The organism is Neobacillus drentensis (assembly GCF_036965645.1).
Lineage (GTDB): Bacteria > Bacillota > Bacilli > Bacillales > Cytobacillaceae > Neobacillus > Neobacillus drentensis_D.
Map to the genome: position 1 here is coordinate 37,406 of NZ_JBALPZ010000082.1, position 25,943 is coordinate 63,348.

Below are 25,943 nucleotides of genomic sequence, written 5' to 3' on the forward strand. Positions count from 1 at the left end.
ATCATTTTGTAGCCGGCAGCGGAAAGGCTGTTCTTGATGCCGGGATGTCAAAAGATAATCAAAATTAATTTACAAAACTTTAGATGGAGGTAAGTATATTGAACCTTAAAGAAAAGTCATTGCAATTGCATAGGGAATATAACGGAAAATTAGAGATTAAATCAAAAATAGAGTTAAAAAGTAAGGAAGACTTATCTCTCATTTATACTCCAGGAGTAGCAGAAGTTTGCAAAGAGATTAATAAAGATAGGAATAGTGCCTATGATTATACCATCAAAGGAACAACCGTTGCTATGATCACTAATGGTACGGCTGTTTTAGGCCTGGGAAGTATCAGTCCGCTTGCAGGCTTACCCGTATTGGAAGGGAAAGCCTTGCTACTCAAGGAATTTGGTAATGTGAATGCTTTTCCAATTTGTATAGACAGTAATGATCCTGATGAAATTGTGAAAACCATCCAAATAATTTCGTCAGGGTTCGGCGGAATCCATCTCGAGGATATTAAAGCACCAGAATGTTTTTATATTGAAAAACAATTAAAAGAAACATTGGATATCCCCGTTTACCATGATGACCAACATGGTACAGCAGTTGCTGTATTAGCAGGATTATATAATGCCGTTAAATTTCTTAATAAGACTTTAGAAGAACTTAAGATTGTGATAAACGGTGCAGGCGCCGCAGGCATTGCCATTGCCCGAATCCTTTTGGCTGCAGGGGCAGAGCATATCGTATTATGTGATATCAACGGAGCTATTGTTGCAGGAGATCCAACGATTAATAATGCCCAAAAGGAAATAGCAAAATTGACTAATCAGGAATTTGAAACAGGCAACCTTCAAGACATTATCCAAAATAAAGATGTGTTTATCGGTGTCTCGGTAGAAAATGTTTTAACTAAAGAAATGGTACATACGATGAATCAAAATAATATTATTTTTGCGCTGGCAAACCCAACTCCAGAGATAATGCCAGATGATGCGAAAGCTGGCGGCGCAAGAATCATTGCAACCGGTCGTTCGGATTTCCCTAATCAAATCAATAATTTATTGGTTTTTCCGGGAATCTTTAAAGGAGCGTTGAAAGTGAGAGCCCAAGATATTACGGATGAAATGAAGTTAGGGGCGGCCAGAGCAATTGCTGATCTTGTTACCGAAAAAGAACTTAACGAAAACTATATTATACCGGATGCTTTTGATATGAGAGTGAGCCAGGTTGTCGCTAATGCTGTGAAAATGGTAGCCGAGTCGACTGGAATTGCGAAGTTAGTTGCAATCTAACAAAAAAAGGTGAACATGCAATGTGTTATGTGAAATTGACTGAAAAGATTCTAACCCTTAAATCAAACGCAGAAATGGGTCAGCTGAAGGAATTTCTCAATAAGCAGAATTTATCTCTGGATGCGGATGTTGAATATACAATTGCTATATTTGATGGTCAAAAGATCGTGGCTACAGGTTCCCTTGGCGGTAGAATTCTAAAATGCATTGCTGTGGATGAGGAATATCAGAACATGGGGCTGTCAGCAAAACTTGTCACCCATCTTGTCCATGAGGCCTATTCAAGAGGAAACACGCATCTTTTTATCTACACAAAGCCGAAAAACAAGAGCATATTCTCTGACTTGGGGTTTTATCCAGTCGCCGAAATTCCTTCAAAGGTCGTTCTAATGGAAAACCGCTCGGCAGGGATTAAAAACTACCTAAAACAAATCATCCAAGAGAAAGAACAAGTTATCCCTGATAAAGGGGGCAAGAATCGTGCAGGGGCTGTCATAGTAAATTGCAATCCGTTTACTTTAGGGCATCAGTACCTAATCGAGTATGCAGCGTCGAAATGCGAAACGCTCCATATTTTTGTTCTCCAGGAGGACAAGTCAAGTTTTCCTTCTGCAGTCAGATACAGGCTTGTAAAAGAAGGAGTTAAACACTTGGATAATGTTGTTGTTCATTCTGGAAAGGATTATATCATATCGGATGCAACTTTCCCATCCTACTTTATCAAAGAGTTCCACGATGTGGTCGAGACCCATGCGAGGCTGGACATAGACATATTTGCTAACTATATTGCTCCGGCACTTGGAATTAAAAAAAGATTTGTTGGTGAGGAACCCTGCTGCAAAGTTACATCAACGTATAACTCGGTCATGCAGGAAATTCTTTCTGCCCGTGAAATAGAGGTACAGGTAATTCCAAGGGTGTTGTCTGAAACGCAACCGATTAGTGCTTCCAGAGTAAGGGATCTAATTCATGCAGGTAAGCTACAAGAAGTGATGAAGCTGGTTCCTGAAACAACCTATCGATTTCTCCTCTCATCTGAGGCTAAGAGAATTATCCAGCGTATTCAGGCGAAGCATACAAAGACATTATTGAGAGGGTGATGAAAAATGTTGATGTTGCCAGAAAGAATAGAAATTTTGGATGTAGGAATTGCAGGGACGCTTGAGTCAAGCGATATCACCATTCAAATTGAAAAGAATGACGGTAAAGGAATTGAACTTGAACTCAAAAGTACTGTCGCAAATCAGTTTGGCAAACAAATCAAAAAGGTGATTTTAGAGACATTATTAGAGTTAGGGGTGGAGAATGCATTAGTCATGGCGAATGATAAAGGGGCTTTAGATTGCACCATCCGGGCTAGAGTAAGGACGGCAGTAAACAGGGCTGCCCATCATAATTGTTTTCCCTGGGGGGGGAAATAAGTGGGTCGGCTGAGAAGAAGTATGTTGTATGTACCAGGAAACAATCCAGGCATGATTAGGGACGCTCATATCTATGGATCGGACGCCATCATGTTTGACTTGGAAGATTCAGTTTGCCTTTATGAAAAAGACGCGGCGAGACTTTTAGTCTATGAAGCGCTAAGAATTTGTGATTATGGACGAACGGAAGTTGTTGTCCGTGTAAATGGTTTAAATACACCTTATGGCAGAGGTGATTTTGAAGCTATGGTCAGAGCAAAGCCAGATGCAATCCGGTTGCCTAAAACAGAGACACCAGAAGATGTAGTGGAAGCTGATCAATTAATAACACAGATTGAAAAGGAAAATGGTATCGAACTGGGAACCATCAAACTCATGGCGGCTGTTGAAAGTGCTTTGGGGGTCATTAATGCTTATAAAATTGCAACGGCGAGTTCGCGGCTAATTGGTATTGCGCTTGGGGCTGAGGATTTTGTAACTGACCTAAAAACCACAAGGTCCACAGATGGGATTGAATTACTCGCTGCTAGGAGCCAAATCCTCTTTGCGGCACGGGCAGCCGGGATTGATGCTTTGGATACTGTTTTTTCTGATGTGAATGATGAAGAAGGATTTATCCGCGAAGCTAAACTTATCAAACAACTAGGGTTTGATGGAAAATCCCTTATTAATCCACGCCAAATTAATATTTTGCATCATATCTTTACGCCAACGGAAGATGAAATTCAGAAATCCATTCGGGTTATCGAAGCAGCGAAAGAAGCGGAGAAAAGAGGGTCGGGTGTTATAAGCATGGACGGTAAAATGGTTGACAAGCCGATCATCGAAAGAGCATACCGTCTCCTTGAACTGGCTGATGCTGTATATACAGAAAGTATTAAGGAGGTGTGGCAATAATGTTTAATAGAGTTGGACGAATTATACCGGAAGAGATTTTTGGACTCGGAGCATTACCACTGTTTGATTCAAATGAATTGATGAAAAATACACAGCGTTCTAAAGACCGCTTTAAGAATTCTGATCGAAATAAAATCCTTGATTCTATTGAAAAAGCGATTCGTAAAACAGGCTTAAAAGATGGAATGACGATTTCCTTCCATCATCATTTCCGAAATGGTGATTATATCATTAATATGGTTCTCAATGCCATTTCACGTATGGGAATTAAGGACCTTGTTTTAGCACCAAGCTCTCTTTCGGACATCCATGCACCATTGATTAATCATATCAAAAGCGGAGTAATTCGGAGGATTGAGACAAGCGGACTGCGAGGTGAATTAGCTGATGCTATTTCGAACGGCTTGATGGACATACCAATTGTGATCAATTCTCATGGCGGCAGAGCCAGGGCAATCGCCTCAGGAGAACTGCCAATTGATGTTGCCTTTTTAGGTGTGCCATCCTGTGACCCTGCCGGCAATGCCAATGGATATGCCAGGGATCATTCAGCGGCGTCAGAATGCGGTTCATTGGGATATGCCAAGGTTGATGCCCAACATGCCAAAAAAGTAGTTTTAATCACGGATCATTTGGTGGAATATCCTAATACACCTTTCGCTATTCCTGAGTCTCAGGTAGATTATATCGTGGTTGTGGATGCAATCGGTGATCCAAAAGGAATTATGTCGGGAGCAACCCGGTTTACCAAGAATCCGAAAGATTTGCTAATCGCTCAGAATGTTGCCGAAGTTATTGAGGCTTCAGGCTATTTCATAGACGGTTTTTCGCTGCAAACAGGGTCAGGAGGAGCTTCCCTGGCGGCAACTAGGTTTTTAAGAGAAAAGATGATTGAGAGAAATATCAAGGCGAGCTTCGCGTTGGGCGGTATTACAGGTCAGATGGTTGCTCTCCATGAGGAAGGCCTTATTAAAAGATTACTAGATGTACAAGGCTTTGATCTTAAAGCAGATGAATCACTTAAAAATAATCGGTTTCACCAACAGATTGATGCTGAGTATTATGCAAGTCCGGATAATCCTGGAAGTGCAGTTAATCAATTAGATGTAACAGTATTAAGCGCATTAGAAATCGATCTTGATTTTAATGTGAACGTCATTACCGGTTCTGACGGAGTCATTCGCGGCGCCTCAGGCGGACACTGTGATTCAGCTGCAGGTGCAGCCTGCGCAATTATTGTCGCTCCACTCATTAGGGGCAGGATGCCAACTATTCTCGACAGGGTGCATACGATAGTCACCCCGGGCTGCTCAATTGATGTATTGGTTACAGACCAAGGTATTGCTGTGAATCCTCGTAGGCAGGATTTGTATCATAACCTAAAAAAAGCAAATCTGCCGGTTATGTCCATTGAAGCACTCATGGCAAAAGCTAGCCAAATAGTCGGAATTCCGGAACCAATCAAGGTAGAAGATAAGATTGTCGGTGTGGTTAAGTATCGGGATGGATCAGTGATTGATGTGATTCACCAGGTAAAGAAGGATTCTTGAAGATGACTGCAACCCAACTAATAACGCTTGAGCAATTATTAGAGGCTCGTGAGTTTAGGGCAGCACATCAGAAGGAATTAATCGAGAAATACAGAATGCCATTGGTATCATTCACAGTGAATATGCCAGGTGAGAGTAAGAAAACGCAAGACAGTTCCATCATTTTTCGTGAGGGCTGCAATGCACTGGTTAAAAAACTCAAGGAGACCGATTGTGGATTGGAGTATTATGATTCCAAAAATCCAGATACTGGATTTGAGGGGTTCTTTGTGGTGAAAACTGATGAACGGTCTTTAAAAGCACTTATGCTTAAGATTGAGAATGAGCATCCACTTGGCCGGCTGTTTGATTTAGATGTCATAGGGGTTGATGGAAGGCCTATTTCCAGAGAAACCTTAGGTAATTCAAAACGTGAATGCCTGCTCTGTGAACAGGATGCCCATATTTGCGCTCGGAACAGGGGACATACAGTAGAAAACCTCATTGAGAAGATCCATAGTATGGTTGATTCTTATATAAAAATTATATCTTAAGTTAGCTATGAAGGCCAAACTCCGATAAGCCCCCAGGAAGATTATGGGGTTTGGTCATATTTTTAATATGTCAGCAAGCTTGAAAGGAGAAAAAGATCAAACATGGAGGAATCCTGGATGCAAACCATTTCGCAAAAAGCGTTGCGTGCTTTACTTTATGAGGTTTCCGCTAGCCCCAAACCTGGGCTTGTTGACAGATTCAACAAAGGGGCACATACCGATATGGATTTCTTTACGTTTATAGACAGCAGCTCTGCACTGAGTAACTATTTCTCTTACTGTGTTGTTGAAGGCGTAAAGTACTCAGGGAAAAATCCTGAAGAACTGTTTCAAGCCTTAAGAGGCCTTGGGATTAATGCTGAAAAAGTGATGTTTGAGGCAACGGACGGTGTAAATACTCATAAAGGTCTAATTTTTTCCTTAGGTGTCATTTGTGCGGCAGCTTCTTGCAGTATGATGGAAAATGAATCCAAAAATATGGATATCGAGATAATCTGTGAGAAGGTTTCTCTAATGACTAAGGGTTTATGTTTAAGGGAACTAACTTTCTTGAACAAGTCCGAAGGTCTTACTTACGGGGAAAAACTTTTTCTAAAATATGGTCTGAGGGGTATACGTGGAGAAGTAGAAAGCGGCTTTGCTACCGTGCGGAATTACTCTCTTCCTGTAATAAGGAAATTAAAATCTTTAAAATCCTTTCATATCAACGATATTCTGGTGCAGGTACTCCTTCATTTAATGGTGGTAAACGAGGATACCAATATTGTTGCAAGACATGATTTAAAAACTTTGGAATATGTTCAACGTTATGCCCAACAGGTACTGGATTTAGGAGGTATGTTAACACCTCAAGGTATGGAGATGGTGTTTGAAATGGACAAGGAATTCATTGGAAGAAACATCAGTCCGGGAGGGTCAGCAGACCTTCTGGCAGTAACCGTTATGTTGGACCTTCTGTTAGAGGGATTACCTTTTTCTGGTTCAAGTATCCAGCGAAATTGTGTGGTATAAATAAAAAAGTACTATATAACTGCCCCCGAAAAACATGTACATATCCTTGTAAATTCTTCAGTCTTCCAAATTTGATTTACACTAATTTTATTTAAAATTCAAGAATCCTTTTATTTGAAACAAATATAACCTTTTTCTCTCTATCATAAAAGGTTTTTATGATAGTTAATAAACAATCAATATTTTTTTTATTCTTTATATTATGATAACTTTTAATTATCAATTGATCCAACAGGCTTAATATAGAAAATCTGATGGATCGGTTGCCTTTTTCTTCGATTCACAAAAAGGTTCGTATTGCTTTGTCTATTGCCTATTTTTTGAGTACGCCGATTTAAATACGTTTTCATATGCATCTCCGGCTTTGGTAAAACAGTGGCACTTGCCATTAAGTGTTATAGCAACAATCAACTCCATTGCCTTCTTTGGGATGTTTTTGGGAGCCTCTGCAGGGGATGGCTCGGTGATAAAGTAGAAAGAAAGAAATCTATAATTATTTCTCTTCTATTATTATCTTTTTTCTGAGTAGTGAATGCGTTTTCGTGGGACGCCTGGTCCCTGGCAATTTCCAGATTTATTAACGGAATGGCGACTTCGTCATTGCAATTGTAGTATTTTTATTCGGGGCAACACTAAATCCTATACTAATTGTTGTATTTGGTTTTCTCATAAAATTTATTGAAAGAACTTTTCTTCCAATCTTTACAGTTATACATCAGAACTTTATGGAACGGAAGTTCGTTCTTTTGGACAGGGGATAACATACGGAATTGGCAGATTTTCTAATGTTTTAAGACCATTCATTATTAGTTTTGTTTACACTGGTTTTAGATATTTAAATGTATTTATTTTGATTTCACTTGTTTGGATTGTATCAGGATTAGCCATATTCTTTGGACCTCGAACCTCTAAAAGAAGCTTGGAAGAAATCAATTGAACCAAGTCAGATAATCCTTTGAGTCGTTTGAGATGAATTAGTCGAAACTTAAACATAATATTTTTCTATATTATAGTTTTAAAAAAGAAAGACAATGGAGGTTAAAGTATGTTTGATTATGGTCAATTACACAAGATACCAACTGTTATTATGAGAGGGGGGACAAGTAAGGGGCTCATACTAAGAAGATCAGACCTCCCTGCAGACGAAACATTAAGGGATGGGGTCATCTTAAGGATTTATGGCAGTCCTGACAACAGCCAAATTGATGGTTTGGGAGGAGGAACCTCAACAACTAGTAAATTAGCAATTGTCGGTCCATCCTCTCTTCCTGATGCGCATATTGATTATACTTTTGGCCAGGTGAGCCTAGATCGCCAAGTGGTTGACTATAATGTAACCTGCGGAAATTTTGTCACTGCAGTAGGTTTGTATGCCGTCGAAGAAGGATATGTTCCATTAACTGAACCCATTACTTCCGTAAAAATATACAACACAAATACAAAAAAAGTTATTGTTGCAGAAATACCTGTAAAAAATGGGCAAATTCAATATGAGGGGGGATTTTCAATTGCTGGTGTTCCTGGTTCATCGTCCAGAATCATGCTTAACTTTTTAGATGCGGGCGGAACCTTTACAGGAAAAACACTCCCTACCAATAGCCCAACAGATATCATAAAGTTGGAGAATGGCCAGGAGTATGAGGTAAGTATTGTTGATTGTGTTAATACGCTGGTGTTTGTTCGGGCAGAAGATGTCGGGCAAACAGGAACAGAGCTTCCCAATGAAGTTAACGGGAATACTGTATTGCTTAATACCTTAGAGAAAATTCGTGTTAAAGCCGGGATTAAGATCGGCCTGATTAAAGAAGGCGAACGTGTCTCTCCTTCAACCCATGCATTGCCGAAAATTGCCATGATTTCTAAGCCAAAAGTATATAAAACAGTCAATCAACAGCTTGTTAAACAAGAAGATGTTGATGTTCTTTCACGCTATATAACGATGGGATCTCTTCATAGCGCCCATGCAGTGAGTGGGGCGATGGCTCTTGCAGCAGCTGCAAAAATTAATGGAACGATCCCTAATCAAATTGTTTTAAATACCAATACCGGTATTAGTGTAGGGCATCCTTCGGGAACTTTATATGCTGATGCATCCGTAGAAAAAATGGGAGAAGAATGGTTAGTGGCACAGGCTGGCAATGGCCGGACTGCAAGAAGGCTAATGGAAGGCTACGCCTATGTACCTACCTCCATTTTTGTTGGTAAGATGGATGCCATGATGGCTTGATCAGTTTTCATATTAAGAAAAGGAGTATCCCTTCTTTTCTTTTTTTGACAAGTAAATTAGTAATCTATTTTTCTCTTGTAATCGCTTAACCATTTAGTTAGCTAAAAGGTTAATTTGAAAGGAGTTTTATAATATGGAGACTGATGTTTTAGTAGTCGGTGGCGGGAACGCTGCCCTAAGTGCTGCACTGTCAGCTCGTGATCGAGGGGTAAAGGTGCTGGTCATTGAACGGGCTCCTAAATTTTATCGCGGCGGAAATAGCCGACTCACCCGGGATTATAGGGTGATGAATACACGTGAGAACAAGTATATGACAGGCACTTATCCTGAGGAAGAATTTATGGAGGATTTAAGGCGTGTTGCAGGAGGGGAAATAAATGAATCAATTGCAAGATTAGTTGTGCGTAAATCCGAAGAACTCCCGGACTGGCTTAACAAGCAGGGGATTCAATGGCAGCCGGCACTGTCCGGAACCCTTCATTTAGGAAGAACGAATATTTTTCAACTTGGCGGCGGCAAGGCTGTGATAAATTCATACTATCAAACTGCTAAGGTAAAAGGGGTAGAAGTCTGGTACGATTCAATGCTTGAAGATATAGAAATGAATGGCACTGAGTTCAAGGCTGCTAAAGTTCGCAGGAACAACGGGATCGAGACGATCAAAGCGAAAGCTATTATATTTGCATCTGGCGGTTTTGAAGCAAATATAGAATGGCACAAACGTTACTGGGGAGAGGCTGCTGAGAATTTTATCATTCGTGGTACCCCATATAATCAAGGTAATGTTCTTGAAATGCTTCTTAATAAAGGTGCAGCCCAGGTAGGAGAACCAGACGCGTTTCACGCCGTTGCCGTTGATGGCAGGGCACCAAAGTTTGACGGAGGAATTGTTACCCGTCTTGACAGTGTACCATTTGGGATTGTGGTAAATAAGAATGGTCAGCGGTTCTACGACGAGGGAGAAGATTTTTGGCCAAAACGATATGCTATTTGGGGTGGACTCATTGCCCGGCAGCCCAATCAAGTTGCATACTCGATTATTGACAGTAAGGCACTTGGAAAATTCATGCCTTCGGTATTCGAGCCAATTTTTGCAGGATCAATCGAGGAATTGGCTGAAAAACTTGGTCTTAATCCTAAAGTAGTGGCTAAGACCGTTAATGACTTTAACAAGGCCGTTCGCCCAGGAACATTTAATCCAGCTGAGCTAGACAACTGTAAAACAGAAGGATTAACACCGGTAAAAAGCCATTGGGCGGTACGGATCGATAAGCCTCCATTTTATGCATATCCACTGAAGACTGGCATTACATTTACCTACCTTGCGGTAGAAGTAAACGACCAGGCAAGGATCAAGTGGAAGGATAGACGCCTCTGTAACAATATGTTTGCAGCAGGAGAAATGGCAGCAGGTAATGTACTGCGCCGTGGGTATCTGGCTGGTTTTGGACTCACGATGGGCGCAGTTTTAGGGAGAATTGCAGGGGAGGAAGCAGCAAATGCAGTCAAAAGAGCTACTAGATGATGGAAAACGTCAAATGAAATTATGTAATGCCTGCCGTTATTGCGAAGGATACTGTGCTGTATGGCAATCGATAGAGTTGCGCCGGGATTTTACTGATAATGACATGACTTATTTGGCTAATTTGTGCCATGATTGCCGGGACTGCTATTATGCATGTCCATTTACGACACCGCACGAGTTTGGCATTAACCCGCCAAAGTTGTTTGCTCAATTGCGCGAAGAAACATACCGAAAATATGCAAGCCCAAGAGTATTTGCCAAAGGACTCGGAGAAAAGCGCAGCGGCTTTTGGATCACATTTTTCTTTGGAATCATTTTAATGGTCGCATTAATTATAGGAACCAACGGAACTTCAGGACTTTTAAAGACGCATCTAGGATCAGGTGCATTCTATGAGTCTCTTTCTGAAGTTGTAATGATTGTTGTTTTCTTGGCATTAGGAATTTGGATGGTTGGTGGCTGGATTATAGGAATGAGCAGATTCTGGCAAGATATTAAGTCACCAAAATCAGAGAAAGTTATCGGAAAAGATTTTGTTACTGGTACAAAATATGCGTTAAGCCTTCGCTATCTTGGTGGAGAAGGATCAGGCTGTACGTATCCAACTGACGAACCTTCGACTACTCGCCGTAAGCTTCACCATTTTGTATCTTATGGATTTATGCTAGATTTAGCTTCAACAGCATTAGGCGCATTTTATGCACACGTTTTACACATTCCAGCTCCCTATCCTCTGTACCATCCAGTAGTAATTCTAGGGATCCTGGGTGGACTAGGAATCATTATTGGGGTTGTTGGACTATTGGCTCTTAAAGCCAAAAGTGACTCTGAAGTCCATGATAAAGGTGCTCAACAGTCAGGAACTTCTTTTGCAGTTGTATTATTGACTGTTGCGGTAACTGGGATGATCTTGTTACTGGCTCGTGATACTGCTGCAATGGGAATTTTATTGGCAATCCATTTAGGAAGTGTTGCAGCTCTATTCTTTACAGCTCCATATACTAAATTTGCTCATTTCGTTTACCGTTATTTGGCACTTATTCGTTATGCACAAGAAGAAAGAATAGCAGCGGGTGCAGCACAAGAAGTAAAAACACAAAAACAACCTATTAAGCCTGGTGCAACAGTTATGAGTAAGCATTAATTAAAGGTTATATCTTTCAACGCAAGACGTACCACAACTATAAAAAATAAACAAGTTATGTTTAAAATATAAAAATGAGAGGTTTCGCGTAATAAATAGCGAAGCCTTTTTGTGCGCTAAGCAAATCGCTACATCGAAACAAATGACCAGACGGAAAAGAGAGTATCAGAATTTTTACCACCGGTAATATCCGTAAAAAATTGATTAGGTAAATATTAACGCTATCGAAGAGTACTATCGACGCTCTAGCAGCCATCTAGCCGTGAAAATGCCAAGGGTTTGGGTTGGTGTCATTTGGTGGCAACAAAACCAATCGTATTGCCACCAAAAACATCTGTATATATCATATGAGTCTATAAGAAGCCTATTTAATCAACAACTTCAAATTGAAACTGTTATAATCGAATGCACCTGACGACCTTGAGAGGGTTGTGTCACTTGGATCAATAAGCTCATTGTCCCTTTGGATGACAAATGGAAGAAGAGGAGGTATGTTTAAACCTCCTCAATTACTTGTTTAATCCCATTAATAAAATAAGAAAACTGATCACACTTTTGGTCACAACTTGGTCACAGATTAGATGTTTTTATAATTAATTAGATAAAATTAAATGATATATGAATTGATAAAAAGTGCATTAAATCAAGACTTTACGGTATTATATAAAACTAAATGTAATCAAACATGATACCTTCCCTCTAACTTCAAAACTGCTTGAGACCTGCGTGCCAGGTCTGGTGGGTTCGATTCCCACGCAGTCCCGCCAATCAAACTCAAACCTCTCAAGGGTTTAAGCTGTTTTTTGTATGTGTTTTGTCAACAGTTAAACTGTGATTTACGAATGAAAAGTCACCGTATTCTTCTAAAAATTACATAGTACTAGTGTGACTGAATTAGTGTATACTAGTGTTTCAAATCCACCAGATTCTCAATGAATGGTGGATTTTTTTATGCAATCAAATCAATTAAATATTATTAATCAATGTAGTAATGAAAGAAAAAGTAAACTATCACACTTTCAGGTAAAAGCTGTCTTTTATGTGTTTTTCAATTTTAATAACGTCGCAATATTGAGAAAGCTGTCGCAAAAATGGGATTAGTTGAGGAAGAAGATATGATTAATACTTTTCTCACGTTGGTAGTTTCAAATTTGCGACACTTTATAAAAGCACACACAAAAAAACCGAGATATCCTCTAGAAAAGTAGTTTGGCACGGTATTTGCATATTATTTAACGAACCACCTAAGAATACCAAGAAAAATGAAAGCGTGTTCAGTGGAACGGATAAAAAGCAGAAGAACCATAGTTATACGATGAAACTATTAGAAGAGGTGACACAAATTGTCTAGTAATGAAAGGCTTAGTTCAAAAATTGAAATTGAGTACCCTGATTACACAAAAGTACCTGAGAGAGTAAAGCAAAAGTACGAAAGCTTACCTACAAAAGTGAATTTTTTCCGAATGCTGGGGTATAGCCCAGGTACTTACGTGGAAGTCATAGATCTAACCGACGCCATTTTCAAGAGGCTTACACTATCCGATTACAACAAAGAGCTTCTTGTTCTGCAGGTGGCTGCGCATGAAGGCAGCGACTATGAATGGGAACAACATGTTTCCATTGCTCAAACAGCAGGCGTGCGCGAAGATCAATTCATCGCCATCGCTGAACAACGCATTGATGATGGTGAAGCATTCTTGGAGCGTGAACGGGTCCTGTTGCGTTTTGGTAAGTTTATACTCGAACAAGGCAAAGCGCCGGGCGTTGTATTCAAACACACGCTTGAACACTTCTCCATTGAAGAATTGTCGGATGCCATGATTGTCATCGGTTTTTACAAAATGTTATCAATCTATATCCAAACCTTTAACATTCCAATTGATGCGCAAGAGGATGGAAACTGGGTCAAGAAGTAAGAAAAAAAGATAGTGAAGTGCAACAATCCAATCAAGATCACTGATTTCATCACAAAATTCATAGAACATACCGCCGCCAAGAATTCAGGGATAGTGTATTTGTATAGGATTGTAAATGCTTTTTATTAAAGGTAAATGGGTTGAAAAGGGTTGGACAAATAATTGAACGTCAATGGAGGATATTATGGACATAATCGTTATTCTTTTGTCATTAGGGTTATTAATATTTTTAGCATATAAAGGATTTTCCGTGATTTTGTTTGCACCAATTTGTGCTTTACTCGCTGTATTCTTAACAGAGCCAAGTCATGTTTTGCCATTCTTTTCTAATGTTTTTATGGTGAAAATGGTTGATTTCATAAAAAACTATTTTCCTGTATTCCTATTGGGGGCCATCTTTGGAAAAGTGATTGAAATATCGGGATTAGCTGATAAAATAGCTAGGCTCGTTATACGTATGGTTGGAGCGAAACGTACTATTCTAGCAATTGTAATTATGTGCGCTATTCTTACCTATAGTGGAGTTAGTGTATATGTTGTTGTGTTTGCCATTTATCCATTTGCTAAACTGTTGTTCCAAAAAACAAATATACCTAAAAGGCTTATGCCTGGGACAATTGCTCTTGGAGCCTTTACTGTTACTATGGATGCATTGCCTGGTACACCACAAATTCAAAATGTTATCCCGACCACTTTCTTTAAAACAGATATCTATGCAGCACCTTTTTTAGGTATTATCAGTGCCATTTTCATTATTGGATTAGGTATGCTGTATCTTGAAAGATGTCGTCGTAAAGCAGCAGCTGCTGGAGAAGGGTACTTTGGCAAAATGGGAGCAGAGTCTGAAATAGCAGCAGGTCTTGCAGTTGAATTGGATGAGTTTGAAACAAATAAGGAGAAGGCGTTTGAAGAAGTTAGTGCAAAAGATTGGCTTGCTTTTCTACCACTTGTATTGGTCGGAGTCATGAATAAATTTTTTACCATCTCCATTCCTAAATGGTATGAAAATGGCTTTGATTTTTCAAAGGTTGGATTAGAAGCTTTTGGGTCAGTTAACATGTCTTCTGTAGTTGGGATTTGGTCAGTTGAAATGGCACTTATAATCGGTATTGTATCGACAATTGTACTTAACTTCAAAGCAGTTAAAGCTAATTTCCAAGAAAACATGAATATTGGAATCAGGGGATCTTTACTAGCTACCATGAACACCGCATCAGAATATGGTTTTGGAGCAGTCATTGCAGCTTTGCCAGGTTTTGGTGCTGTTCAACATGCAATCTCTGGTACTTTTACCAATCCGCTAGTTAATAGTGCTGTGACTACAAACATCTTAGCGGGTGTTACGGGTTCTGCATCTGGAGGGATGAGTATCGCTTTAGGTATTATGTCTGAGAAGTATTTGGCTGCCGCCGCTCAATTCAATATTCCACCCGAAGTTTTGCATCGCATTATTTCGATGGCATCTGGTGGTATGGATACTCTTCCGCACAACGGAGGAATTATCACCCTGCTTGCTGTAACTGGGCTTACGCATAAGGAAGCATACAAGGACATTTTTGCAATCACTATCATTAAAACACTTGCGGTAGCATTCGCCATCTTAGTTTATACGTTAACAGGCATAGTATGATTTGCATGTAGTGATAGATGAGTCCCTTTCGTTTGAGATTATATTTTTCATAAATGATTTGGTGTGAGGTTTATTTGTCTCATAATGGGACGAATAAACCTTTTTTCTTTTTTGATCGATCATTTGCTGAAAAAGCCATTCTGATTTTTTACCGATTAATTCCTTGATTCTTCCTAAATTTCTAGAATAAAAATACAACTTTAGAGAGGACATTCTTTCATCTTTTGCTTCTTTAAGTTAAATTCATACTTTACTGATAGGAATTATTGGTTTATAATGAAATTAATCTAATAAACAAATTTAAACGTTGTTATCTTCAAGGGAAAGTTTTTGTAAACTAAAGGAGTGTTTCTAATGAGAAATAATAATGAAAAAAAGAGACAAAAACTTATCAATAAATTAGTTTTTTTAAATGTATTTAACAAAGAAGATCAACGGCTTTATGAGTGGCCATTATCGAAATTAGAATATGAGTATAGAAGATTTAAATTACAAACACATCCGCATGGTGAGTATGGTTCTATCCAGTGGGTATAAAATAAACATGGTTACATTACATTAGACTGTATGGTGGTACCATACCTGCGGTTCTCTATAGGTAAGAGAAATGGCAAGTTGGTAAATAATGTGGTAAAATGAAATTCCTTGGCAGGGGCAAAAAAATAGTTTTGAGGAAGCAGGGGCAGGGTACAAATCCCCTGCTTCTTTTTAATTTGAGGGAGCCTGATTGCTTTCTTGTTTGTACTATAATTCGAAAAGAGATTAATTGCTTTAAATCATTTTGAAAATCATGAAACAATTTCAAAAACACTACCTTGGTTAATATCAGTTACTTTCATTGAGCCATATACCCCTAAATATAATCTGCTTTGATCCTGATTTGTTCCCAAACTAACATAATAAGCTGATTGAGACCCAAAATTATATTCGGATTCAATCACACTAAAATCATTTAGTTTACCATCTGTTCTTACCTTGGTATAAGCCAAAACCCCTCTAACCGGGGGCCGAGATTCTTCATGCCGTGCAAGGTCGGAAAACACAACACTTCCCGTTAATTCGGGAATTCCATTCCCCAAATAGGCTTGCACGCCTGTAAGTGCCGTTCCTCCAAACTTGTCGGGCCGGGAATCTTTATGAAGATAACTAGTTAGAGGCGGCAGCCGCAGTACCGAAGTGTTTACTGCTTCATTGTAGTAAGCAATTGTTTTCTCATCTAAAGTCGGAGTTGTAGAGCAATCCGTTAAAATCGAAGTAGGAAAAGCACCTTCCCACCCTCGCCAGCCTAAGTTAATAAATCCTTCTTGGTCAGGTTCCGTTTTCATTAAAGAAGATTGAACAAGTTGAGTAACCGGTATGGGTTTATAATGAATAAATGAAAAAATGGACTCTACTAAATCCTGTCCGACATTTCCCACATACTTGATATACTGATTATAAAACCTTTGAAATGAAATGCCTGGTATATTGCGGACTCCTTTGGCAATGACAGTCAGTGTTTCCTGAATAGATACGGGAAGTTCATTAAATCGTGTGACTACAGCTGGATTATTGATGAAGGTATTCTTTACTACGTCAATTTCTATTATTTTACCGGCTATTTCCATAATATCCTGACTTAAATTAAACGGATCATAGCCTGATCCACCATCACCAGTAGTTAAAACAAGTTTTCCAGTTTCAGGTGAAAAATTTAAGCTATTGACGCCATTATGATTTAAAAATGGCCTTCTTATGTTAAGTAATGTCCGTCGTTTTTGAGGTTGACCATGCGCTTGTAAAACCCATTCTTCCACTGTATCAATATGATCATATTGAGTTTCTCTATTTATCCACCTTTGGGTTAAGGTTTTGGGATCACACGGATTAGGCTGAAAATGTTCAGTAAGGACACCTGGACCTTGTGTTCCTGCTGCTGAATAATGAAGATAGAACAGACCATTATAATAAAATTGGGGGTGAAAGGCTAAACCTAATAAACCCCGTTCATCATATCCTCCACTTGAACCACCTAATTTAATAATTTGCGGGCGAATATCCAAAAAAGTTCTTATGACTCCGTTTCCTATGTAAAAAATTTCTCCTGCCTGAGTTGCAATAAATAAGTTCTCAATTGAGTCACCCGGAAGGATGGCTGTTTTTAAAACAGTGGGTAAATTTATCTTACTAACAATAGGCCGTAACCTAACCTTAACTTTTTTCATCTAACTTTACCCTCCTTCATATTGTTTTTTTTATAAGAATATGTATAGAACAGGTCCAATAGTACCTTAGTAGGGCTAGGGAATCCGATAAGGGATAAAACAATTTGGACCTAGTAAAAGTGAGGATTGGGAAATTTTTTTTATGTTTAACTTATTAAAATGCGGGTATATAATAATTAGCTACTTTCCCCCATATCTTTATTTGCTGCAAACTCTTAGACTATCGTATTGATAGTCCTTTTTTTTGACGTTTATTTTGGTGTCCCTGGAAAAATAAACGTAGACTTAAAATGCTTTTTTACTATAGCTACCTTGAGATAGCACCTTTCTTAGCGTTTGTGTTATTGGTATAATATTAAAAAGCCATATTTTCGAAGTAAATGACAAATCGAAAGATTGTATTAATGGAGGAATAGAATGAATACAAGAATACCTATTTTAAAATTATATGATTGTCTGTTTGTTTCCATTCAGTGGGAGCTGGATGATAAAACGGCGATAGAGTTTCAAGAATCATTGCTTCAAAGAATACATGAAACGGGCGCCAGCGGTGTTGTCATTGATTTAACGTCTGTAGATATGATTGATTCGTTTATTGCTAAGGTTCTTGGGGATGTAATTAGTATGGCCAAATTGATGGGGGTAAAAGTTGTTTTAACTGGTATTCAACCAGCTGTAGCAATTACGCTTGTTGAACTCGGAATTCATCTTCAAGATGTCCATACAGCTTTAGATCTAGAAAAGGGGTTAGAAATATTACAAGGGAGTTGGGGGATTAAAGCATGGAAAACGAGTCCTCTGTAAAAATAGTATCAGAATGGGATATCGTTACAGCTAGGCAGCTAGGAAGAAATATTGCCAAAGAGCTAGGTTTTGGAACAGTTGACCAAGCAAGAATCACCACTGCCATTTCTGAGTTGGCACGTAACATTTATTTATATGCCGGTAAGGGAGAAATTCAATTCGAGCCTGTCAATAATTTTGAAAAAAGAGGTTTAAAAGTATTGGCTGTTGATCAGGGTCCAGGAATTCAGGATATTAGGAGAGCGATGGAGGATGGGTTTTCAACATCTGGTGGTTTAGGGGCAGGACTGCCAGGAGTGAAACGATTAATGGATGAATTTGATTTGATATCATCACTTGGAGAGGGAACAACCATTCGAGTAGTAAAATGGCTTCGGGATAGGAGGTTTGGCTAAAAGTTGGATTTTAAATCGATTTTAGAATCAAGTTATCGTGAAATACTTCGTAGATACATAGAAGAATCTTCTGAAACTGCACTGTATCAAGGACAGATGTTTAGTAGGAAATCCATTAAACAGCAAATACCCCCTGAAGAAATTATTAGTATCCATTGTAAAGTCTTAAAGGAATTATTTCCGGATATGGGAGATGAGATTTTAGCTTCTTTTGATTTCCTCATAGAATTTATGATGAACTATGGACTAGCCTATCAAGAACATCTAAGCTTACGGGACAAGCAGTTTGAAATTAAATCAGAAATTGAGATTGCCGCCAGCATCCAAGAAAACCTATTAGAAACGCCTATACCGAAACTAGAGGAAGTAGATATTGGTGCTATTAGTATACCGGCAAAGAAAATGAATGGAGACTTTTATCGCTTTGTTGAGGATGGTGAATGTATAAGTATTGCCGTTGCAGATGTAATAGGCAAAGGAATACCTGCTGCACTTTGTATGTCTATGATTAAGTATGCAATGGATAGTTTACCAACGTCCAGAAATACTCCAAATGAAGTCTTAACAAATTTAAATAGAGTAGTAGAAAATAATGTGGATTCAAGTATGTTTATTACCATGTTTTACGGAATATATGATTCAAATATGCATTCATTCACTTATGCTGCTGCGGGGCATGAACAAGGGTTCTACTATGACGCCTCCTCTCACTCCTTTGAGGACCTTGAAACAAGAGGAATGGTGTTAGGGGTAGAACAGAATATTACATATGAGCAATATGAAAAAAAGGTTAACCGAGGAGATATGATCGTTTTGCTATCTGACGGTGTAACGGAATCAAGGACAGAAAATGGATTTATTGAACGTTCGGTCATTACCGATTTAATTCAATCCTTTATGCACCTATCCGCACAAGAAATGGTGGAAAATATTTATCGTCATATCGAGAGACTTCAGAATTATGAGTTAAGAGATGATTTTACGCTAATCATTATAAAAAGAGTTTAAAACTTTCTCAATGGGGTAGTTTTTATTATGCGTATGCCAAGCATCGTGTAGTATTTTAGCAAACACAGATTATTATTATATGAATAAATAGAGTAGTTAAAGAATCCTAAAAGAGAGATGAAAAATCAATGGAGGCACATGGTAAAGATGCAAGGTGAAAAAATGCTCGAACTTGACTTTAACCAACATATTCAAGCAATAGCCTATCAAATTCCCAAGAAAGGTAATGACTTTAACGGGGATAGCTTTTATATGAAAGTGATGGACGATTACTTTATTTGTGTGGTAGCCGATGGGTTAGGGAGCGGGGAATATGCCTATTATTCGTCAAACGCGATTCGTCAAGAGGTGAAAAATAACTATGATAAAGAGGTAGATGTCTTAATCGACAGTTGTAATCAGGTCCTCAAGGATAAAAGGGGTGCAACTTTATCCATATTAAAGGTAAACTTTTTACAAAAGACCTTCACTTATAGCTCAGTGGGAAACATTCAATTTGTTCTTTCTTGCCCCTCAGGCCGCTTTATCTATCCGCTGCCTGTTCTAGGATATTTATCTGGAAAGCCTCAAAAATACCGGTGCGAAACATTTTCTTATGAAAAGGGGTCAAAATTTATCCTTCATACGGACGGTATTGCAATTCCTGGTATTAAGTCCTTAGTAAGTTCCGCCTCCTCGGTGGAAGAAATCTCTAACCATTTGGAGGATTATACGAAAACTGGAAAAGATGACCTGACGTATATTGTGGGTCAACTTTTTTGAAAAAGATGTTTATTGTTTTGTAATAACGGGTATTAACATGGAAATACCTCTATGAAGTGTAAAGAGACTTACCAGAGGAGGAATAAAGTTGGAAAAGTATTATGATTCTAAAAACATTTCGCAGTATATCAATAACCATAACGAAGAATTTCAGAAGAAACTTTTATCTGAGGCTGTCAATGTTGCCTCTAATATAGAGGGGATATTAAAAGAGGGTAATATTGATTTATTGAAAAATGCTCAAAAGTTAGTACTTTTTGTTGTGGAAAACAGAAAAGAAGACCTCATTTCTTTTGCTAAAGAAGAAGGAATTGCTTGGGCAAAGCATTCATTAACTCTTGCTTTCAAATTAGAATGGGTACATGCAATAAGACGTGCTCTATGGCATTTTATTAAACTTTATGATCGAATAAATGAGAATATAAATTTTAAAGACAATTTTTTTGAATTGGAAGAGAAGGTAAATGATGGAATTGATGAATTTCTAAATTCGTTTTTCATTAGCTATTCAGAGTTTAAAGATCAATTAATCCTTACCCAAAGGAAATTAGTAGAACATCTTTCTGTCCCTATTATACCTGTTAGCCAAACAGTGGCAGTATTGCCTTTGATTGGTACGTTTGATTCGTATCGTATGGAAATTATTGAAGAAAAAGTATTGACGGATATATCAAAGTTAAGACTTTTAACATTAATTATCGACTTATCAGGTATATCTGATATGGACGAAGTAACCATTGCTCATTTTCAAAAAGTGTTGATTGGTATCACTTTAATGGGGGCTAAATCAGTAATAACGGGATTACGCCCAGAGCTCGTTAGAAAAATGGTTCATTTAGGGATTGATCTTACAAGTTATACTGAAACCAAAGCAACCTTGCAGCAAACTTTAAATAATTATCTTAGTTAAGAGATACATATTAATGAGAAGAAGTACTCGTGATGATGGGTGCTTTTTTGTTATTTTGGACAAACTAATGAAAAAGAGGATTAGGTGGGATGTAAATTGTCCAATTGGATCTATTTACACATCATTAATACGAGCTGGTTTATATTATTTGGTATTTCGCTTCCTGGTTTATTTGGGTTATTTATTATTTACAAACTTTATATGCTTTCTAAAGAGCAAGGTGATCAAAGTAATCAAGACAATCAAGAAAATGGAGGGAATCAAAGTAATCAAGACGACACTGCAGTTCCAGAGCAATAGGATATTTATTTACAATCCCGCAAAGCCCAACAAATGTAATTTATATGAAGTAACTTTGGTTTTTATATCATAAGTACTAGAAAGAACAGAGACTAAAATTAGTTAGTCTCTGTTTTTTTATCATCCAAATAATCATCTCTTTCTTTATACGGAATGTCTCCAATTTTGGATTCGATCCCTTTTCTATCTAGCAGGTCCTTGTACTCTTCCATCTTTCTGGAAGGCAGAATGGTTTTTTGCTGACCAGTGATATCTGTGGCAGAATAAGATTCGTAATCCTCCACATAGGATTCTTCGTTTTTCCCACGGTTATACAGGTCATTATAGCTAGTATAATCTCCAACGAGGTCGGAAGGAGTTTCTGAGGTCCCAAACCTGGCCACTTCCTTGAAACTATCTTCGGTATCGACAACACCATCTTTCGGTTTACGCTTGAAGGAATTGACTGTGGAAGGTTCTAAAATTTCTTCCTCCACTGGACGATAATCTCCGCCAGATGTTTCCGGTGAGTGATTGACGCAGTGTAAGGTTGAGGGAAGAACTTCCAGGCGCTCAATAGGAATTTCATCCCCGCATACTTGACACTTTCCATAGGTTCCATTTTCAATGGCTTCTAGGGCAATATTTATTTTTTCTCGCTCTTTATTCTTGTGTTCCTCTAATGCAAGGTCTCGTTCACGATCAAATAATTCTGTAGCTAGGTCGGCCGGATGATTGTCATATAATGATAGTTCATCGACACCTTCCCGCATGCTTGTATCCAGATTTCTGTGAACATTTTGTTCTTTGATTGATTGTTTTTCCTCTTCAAGCCTATGTTTTAAGGTATTAAGCTGGTTCGTAGAAAGCATTATGATTCACATCCTCTTTTATAATTGCTATTACTCTCTTAAAATACCCTTTTTGTATGATATAGAAACCTGGCACAATGATGAAGGTATTGCAGCTTATTAACGTGGCATATCTAAAAGATGCATAACGGATTTTTGGGCACTAATATTAAATCTTTTACCTATCGGTTATTGTAGAATAATAATTTCGTAGTTTTAGTTAGTAACTTATTGGGTATTGTAATAGTAACTAGTAAGCATTTAATTATTGATATGCAGAATGAAAAGATAATTCCCAATTCTATCTGGAACGGTCTCGGAACCGTAAGGGCGGTAGAGAGGTAGGGCTATTGCTGTTTTGGGATCATTAAGCCGCGCGAAACTATTATTTTTATTGATATATCGATACATATTATTCTGTAAAAGAAAAATGCATTAATATAGCTATATGAATAAGTGTTGCTCTCCCCATAACCGCCCTGTGAAATCCTGCACACGGGCGGTTTTTTAATTCGTTTGAATTTTTTTGTATGGATATCTGTCAGAAAATTCGAATGTATGGACATCTCTCTTAATAAAGTAAATGTAAACGGGCGTAAAAAGGATTACTGTTGGAAAGAATCAACAGCCAAATTTAACAGAGCTTTTTTATTAAAAGGGAGGGGTTAAATGCTGCATATTGTGGCCTGTATCAAGCAAGTACCTGACACCAAAATTATCAAGATGAACCCAAAAACAAATACAATGGACCGCAGGACGGCTCCCGCGATATTGAACCCATATGATGCCCATGCTGTTGAAGAGGCGGTTCGTCTAAAGAATAGGTATGGGGGAATCGTATCTGTTGTAACAATGGGGCCGCCTCCGGCAGTTACTGCCATTAAAAAGTGTATTGAAATAGGAGCCGATGAGGGCTATTTAATCACGGACCGCCGGTTTGCGGGAGCCGATACATTGGCAACGAGCTATGCTGTGACAAAGGCAATTGAAAAAATAGCAAAACAACAGCCCGTAGATTTGATCATTTGCGGAAAAATGTCCATTGATGGAGATACGGGGCAAGTCGGCCCCGGAATAGCACGAAGGCTCGATATTCCACCGCTGACTTCTGTGAACAAAGTAGTGGAAATCAATCAAGAAGAAGGATATGCCATAGTCCATCGAAAGTTGGAAGACGGACATGAAGTCGTAAAGTCTACATTGCCGTGTTTGTTTTCCGTTGAAAAAACAATTAATGAAGTGCCATATTCTCCGTTTCCAAACATGATAAAAGCTGCCAAATATAAACCTCATATCTGGTCTGTCGATGACCTGGAAGAAGTAGATATAAAACAGCTTGGTTTGAAGGGATCCCCAACGATTGTCTCCAAAGTATGGGCTCCGCAAAAACCGGCAGGGGGAACGTTCCTTGAAGGCAATCCAAGGACACAAGTAGAGCAGTTGGTCTCTGTCCTGCTTGAAAGGAAAGAATTGTTTGACACAAAGGAGGAAATGTAATTGGATTTCCGAGATTATACAGGTGTTTGGGTGTTCATTGAACAAAAAGATGGAGTTGTTGCTTCCGTATCCCTTGAACTATTGGGGGCCGGCAGAAAGTTGGCAGACAAACGGGGAGTGGAATTAGCGGGTATTCTAATCGGGGAAAATGTTAAGCATTTAACGAAGACCGTTTTTGAATATGGTGCAGATACCGTGTATTTATATGATCAACCCATTTTTAAACATTATCGGACCGAGACCTACATGAAGGCGCTACTGGAATGTACGGATAAATATAAACCGGAAATTATCCTCTTCGGGGCCACCTCAACGGGGAAAGACTTGGCAAGCGCAGTGGCTACCGATATGCCGACAGGTTTGACAGCGGATACGACGGAGCTGGATGTTGAAGAGGAAACGGGGTTACTATTGGCGAGCAGGCCGGCTTTTGGCGGAAATATTATGGCAACCATTTTATGTAAAAAATACCGTCCCCAAATGGCGACTGTACGTGCCAAAGTCATGAAGGCACTGACCCCAGAGTCTGGAAGAACTGGCAAGATAATTGAAGAAACAATTTCCCTAAAGGAAGAAGATATTCGGACAAAAGTCTTGGAAATTGTAAAGGAAACGGTTAAGAAAGTAAGAATCGACGAAGCAGATATCATTGTTGCAGGTGGAAAAGGATTAGGAAGCTTCGAGGGATTTCAGTTAATACACCAATTGGCAGAAACACTTGGGGGAGCAGTTGGTGCTAGCAGAGATGTGGTGGAAGCGGGATGGATCGATCATGCTCATCAAGTAGGGCAAACCGGTGTGACAGTAACGCCTAAAATTTATTTTGCAATTGGTATTTCTGGTGCCATTCAACATATAGTTGGAATGAAAAACTCCGGTTTAATTATTGCCATTAACAAGGATAAAGAAGCACCCATTTTTCAGACCTGTCATTATGGAATTGTTGGCGATGCCTTCGAAATCGCCCCAATACTAATTGAACAATTTCAAAAAGAACTATCAAAAGAGAAGGTAAGCAATACCAGCCAAGGTTGATATCAGATGGAAGGGGGATACCGGCTGGAATTTCCCTGTCTATGCCAAGGTCAGTTTATAATTCCAATCAAAAGAATCCCAGTATAAAAAATTGGGATTCTTTTTTATGAACACTGAACCTAACGGTTACTGGAAAAAGCTTATTCATTCAACCCTTTCCTTTCACGCTCCTCATATGCTGTTTCCGATAGTTAAGTGGCGAAACACCATAAGTCTTTTTAAAAGCGCTTGAAAAATAGGGGCCAAAACTGAAACCACATTGTTCTGCGATTGATTGAATGGGATAATCTGTTTTTAATAGCAAAATTCGTGCTTGCTCTAGACGATACGTATTCAAATACTCAAGTGCAGTTACTTTAAAGAATCTTTTCATGTATTTAGCAATTGTATTTTCATGAATATTAAATTGTTCCGCTAACATTGTGCTAGTGATGGGTTCATAGTAATGATCTCTTATAAATTGGGCTACTTTTTCTGAGATAATGTAACCACTATCCTTTGCCATTCCCTGAGACTCCAATAAATTAATGAGAGAAAAAAAGCTGATCTGTATGTCCCAGAAAGATAATTCTTTATTTTCTTTCGTAGTCGCTAGTAAAAGCTGATCTATTTTTTTGTAAATCTCTTCATAATCGACTAATTTACACTTTTTTTGTAACTGAAGGGTATAGCTGTGATTATGAAAGTGTAAAGAAGGGATGGGAATGTCTGATTGTAATTTCCTTGGTTCATCGCCTTCTGTATAGTAACTATTTGTATAAAAATGCAGCCAATAAAATTCTGTTTCTTCATCTGTCGGACGGGTCGAAAAATGGTGCTTCAAAGGCAGTAAAACCAACATCTCGTTTTTGTTTACGGTAAATTCTTTCCTATCCTCAGTTAAGTAAAGCTTCCCTTTTTTCACAAAAATAATATCGAAGTATTCCAAATCACTTCTATCTGGATGCGATGCTCCTTTTTCATATTTTGTGATATTCCCCTCAATAAAAATTGGGAAAGGCGGCACTGCAATTGACACGATTTCCATACGAATCACCTCTATCTTTATTCTAAAATGTCACTAC

At 38.6% G+C, this 25,943-nt stretch carries 25 protein-coding genes; 22 read left to right on the plus strand and 3 right to left on the minus strand.

What is annotated here, in order from left to right; all coding sequences use genetic code 11:
- Positions 1 to 98 precede the first annotated feature (98 nt).
- The 14 genes from V7266_RS16325 (at position 99) to V7266_RS16385 (ending at position 15,671) form a co-directional block, all read left to right on the plus strand.
- Complete coding sequence (locus V7266_RS16325) at positions 99 to 1,280, plus strand: NAD(P)-dependent malic enzyme (protein WP_335469088.1); 1,182 nt, start codon at positions 99 to 101, stop codon at positions 1,278 to 1,280.
- 20 nt (positions 1,281 to 1,300) lie between these two features.
- Positions 1,301 to 2,380: a [citrate (pro-3S)-lyase] ligase gene (citC, locus tag V7266_RS16330; protein ID WP_335469089.1), complete on the plus strand. Its 1,080-nt coding sequence runs from the start codon at positions 1,301 to 1,303 to the stop codon at positions 2,378 to 2,380.
- Positions 2,381 to 2,386: 6 nt separating this feature from the next.
- Positions 2,387 to 2,701: a citrate lyase acyl carrier protein gene (citD, locus tag V7266_RS16335; protein WP_335469091.1), complete on the plus strand. Its 315-nt coding sequence runs from the start codon at positions 2,387 to 2,389 to the stop codon at positions 2,699 to 2,701.
- Positions 2,702 to 3,598 carry a citrate (pro-3S)-lyase subunit beta gene (gene citE, locus V7266_RS16340; RefSeq protein WP_335469093.1) on the plus strand — a complete coding sequence of 299 codons (897 nt, stop codon included), beginning with the start codon at positions 2,702 to 2,704 and terminating at the stop codon, positions 3,596 to 3,598.
- The gene (citF, locus tag V7266_RS16345; RefSeq protein WP_335469095.1) at positions 3,598 to 5,148 is read left to right on the plus strand and encodes a citrate lyase subunit alpha; all 1,551 of its coding nucleotides are present in this window, start codon (positions 3,598 to 3,600) and stop codon (positions 5,146 to 5,148) included. Before citE ends, citF begins: the two co-directional genes overlap by 1 nt.
- 2 nt (positions 5,149 to 5,150) lie before the next feature.
- On the plus strand, positions 5,151 to 5,681 hold the full coding sequence (citX, locus tag V7266_RS16350; RefSeq protein WP_335469097.1) for a citrate lyase holo-[acyl-carrier protein] synthase: 531 nt from the start codon (positions 5,151 to 5,153) through the stop codon (positions 5,679 to 5,681).
- 117 nt (positions 5,682 to 5,798) lie between these two features.
- Positions 5,799 to 6,692, plus strand: a complete 894-nt coding sequence (citG, locus tag V7266_RS16355; RefSeq protein ID WP_335469100.1) for a triphosphoribosyl-dephospho-CoA synthase CitG — start codon at positions 5,799 to 5,801, stop codon at positions 6,690 to 6,692.
- Between the two features lie 757 nt (positions 6,693 to 7,449).
- On the plus strand, positions 7,450 to 7,629 hold the full coding sequence (locus V7266_RS30770) for a hypothetical protein (protein WP_420491424.1): 180 nt from the start codon (positions 7,450 to 7,452) through the stop codon (positions 7,627 to 7,629).
- A gap of 108 nt (positions 7,630 to 7,737) precedes the next feature.
- Complete coding sequence (locus tag V7266_RS16360) at positions 7,738 to 8,919, plus strand: 2-methylaconitate cis-trans isomerase PrpF family protein (protein WP_098530520.1); 1,182 nt, start codon at positions 7,738 to 7,740, stop codon at positions 8,917 to 8,919.
- 133 nt (positions 8,920 to 9,052) lie between these two features.
- Positions 9,053 to 10,444: an FAD-dependent tricarballylate dehydrogenase TcuA gene (gene tcuA / locus V7266_RS16365; protein WP_335469101.1), complete on the plus strand. Its 1,392-nt coding sequence runs from the start codon at positions 9,053 to 9,055 to the stop codon at positions 10,442 to 10,444.
- Complete coding sequence (tcuB, locus tag V7266_RS16370) at positions 10,419 to 11,588, plus strand: tricarballylate utilization 4Fe-4S protein TcuB (RefSeq protein WP_335469102.1); 1,170 nt, start codon at positions 10,419 to 10,421, stop codon at positions 11,586 to 11,588. The genes tcuA and tcuB overlap by 26 nt, the downstream gene beginning before the upstream one ends.
- A gap of 1,463 nt (positions 11,589 to 13,051) precedes the next feature.
- Positions 13,052 to 13,504, plus strand: coding sequence for a carboxymuconolactone decarboxylase family protein (locus tag V7266_RS16375; RefSeq protein ID WP_420491425.1), 453 nt, complete (start codon positions 13,052 to 13,054; stop codon positions 13,502 to 13,504).
- A gap of 184 nt (positions 13,505 to 13,688) precedes the next feature.
- Positions 13,689 to 15,134, plus strand: coding sequence for a GntP family permease (locus tag V7266_RS16380; RefSeq protein ID WP_335469104.1), 1,446 nt, complete (start codon positions 13,689 to 13,691; stop codon positions 15,132 to 15,134).
- A gap of 354 nt (positions 15,135 to 15,488) precedes the next feature.
- The gene (locus V7266_RS16385) at positions 15,489 to 15,671 is read left to right on the plus strand and encodes a Fur-regulated basic protein FbpA (protein WP_335469106.1); all 183 of its coding nucleotides are present in this window, start codon (positions 15,489 to 15,491) and stop codon (positions 15,669 to 15,671) included.
- 251 nt (positions 15,672 to 15,922) lie between these two features.
- On the opposite strand, the gene V7266_RS16390 is transcribed toward V7266_RS16385, so the two are convergent.
- A complete protein-coding gene (locus V7266_RS16390) occupies positions 15,923 to 17,338 on the minus strand; it encodes a PQQ-dependent sugar dehydrogenase (RefSeq protein ID WP_335469108.1) in 1,416 nt (471 codons plus the stop codon).
- 417 nt (positions 17,339 to 17,755) lie between these two features.
- Between V7266_RS16390 and V7266_RS16395 the strand changes: the two genes are divergently transcribed.
- From V7266_RS16395 to V7266_RS16420, 6 genes are all read left to right on the plus strand, one after another.
- Positions 17,756 to 18,142: an STAS domain-containing protein gene (locus V7266_RS16395; protein ID WP_335469109.1), complete on the plus strand. Its 387-nt coding sequence runs from the start codon at positions 17,756 to 17,758 to the stop codon at positions 18,140 to 18,142.
- Entirely contained in the window at positions 18,121 to 18,537 is a 417-nt protein-coding gene (locus tag V7266_RS16400) for an anti-sigma regulatory factor (protein WP_335469110.1), read from the plus strand. The genes V7266_RS16395 and V7266_RS16400 overlap by 22 nt, the downstream gene beginning before the upstream one ends.
- Before the next feature lie 3 nt (positions 18,538 to 18,540).
- Entirely contained in the window at positions 18,541 to 19,545 is a 1,005-nt protein-coding gene (locus V7266_RS16405) for a PP2C family protein-serine/threonine phosphatase (RefSeq protein ID WP_335469111.1), read from the plus strand.
- 162 nt (positions 19,546 to 19,707) lie between these two features.
- Positions 19,708 to 20,307, plus strand: coding sequence for a PP2C family serine/threonine-protein phosphatase (locus V7266_RS16410; protein WP_335469122.1), 600 nt, complete (start codon positions 19,708 to 19,710; stop codon positions 20,305 to 20,307).
- An 88-nt stretch (positions 20,308 to 20,395) separates the two neighbouring features.
- On the plus strand, positions 20,396 to 21,217 hold the full coding sequence (locus V7266_RS16415) for an STAS domain-containing protein (RefSeq protein ID WP_335469112.1): 822 nt from the start codon (positions 20,396 to 20,398) through the stop codon (positions 21,215 to 21,217).
- Positions 21,218 to 21,313: 96 nt separating this feature from the next.
- Entirely contained in the window at positions 21,314 to 21,517 is a 204-nt protein-coding gene (locus tag V7266_RS16420; RefSeq protein WP_335469113.1) for a hypothetical protein, read from the plus strand.
- A gap of 98 nt (positions 21,518 to 21,615) precedes the next feature.
- Here V7266_RS16420 and V7266_RS16425 read toward each other — a convergent pair whose 3' ends face one another.
- Complete coding sequence (locus V7266_RS16425; protein ID WP_335469114.1) at positions 21,616 to 22,368, minus strand: TraR/DksA C4-type zinc finger protein; 753 nt, start codon at positions 22,366 to 22,368, stop codon at positions 21,616 to 21,618.
- A 648-nt stretch (positions 22,369 to 23,016) separates the two neighbouring features.
- Between V7266_RS16425 and V7266_RS16430 the strand changes: the two genes are divergently transcribed.
- The gene (locus tag V7266_RS16430) at positions 23,017 to 23,844 is read left to right on the plus strand and encodes an electron transfer flavoprotein subunit beta/FixA family protein (protein ID WP_335469116.1); all 828 of its coding nucleotides are present in this window, start codon (positions 23,017 to 23,019) and stop codon (positions 23,842 to 23,844) included.
- Positions 23,845 to 24,879 carry an electron transfer flavoprotein subunit alpha/FixB family protein gene (locus tag V7266_RS16435; RefSeq protein WP_335469118.1) on the plus strand — a complete coding sequence of 345 codons (1,035 nt, stop codon included), beginning with the start codon at positions 23,845 to 23,847 and terminating at the stop codon, positions 24,877 to 24,879. It abuts the gene before it with no gap.
- Between the two features lie 148 nt (positions 24,880 to 25,027).
- On the opposite strand, the gene V7266_RS16440 is transcribed toward V7266_RS16435, so the two are convergent.
- Positions 25,028 to 25,906: an AraC family transcriptional regulator gene (locus V7266_RS16440; protein ID WP_335469119.1), complete on the minus strand. Its 879-nt coding sequence runs from the start codon at positions 25,904 to 25,906 to the stop codon at positions 25,028 to 25,030.
- Positions 25,907 to 25,943: the final 37 nt, after the last annotated feature.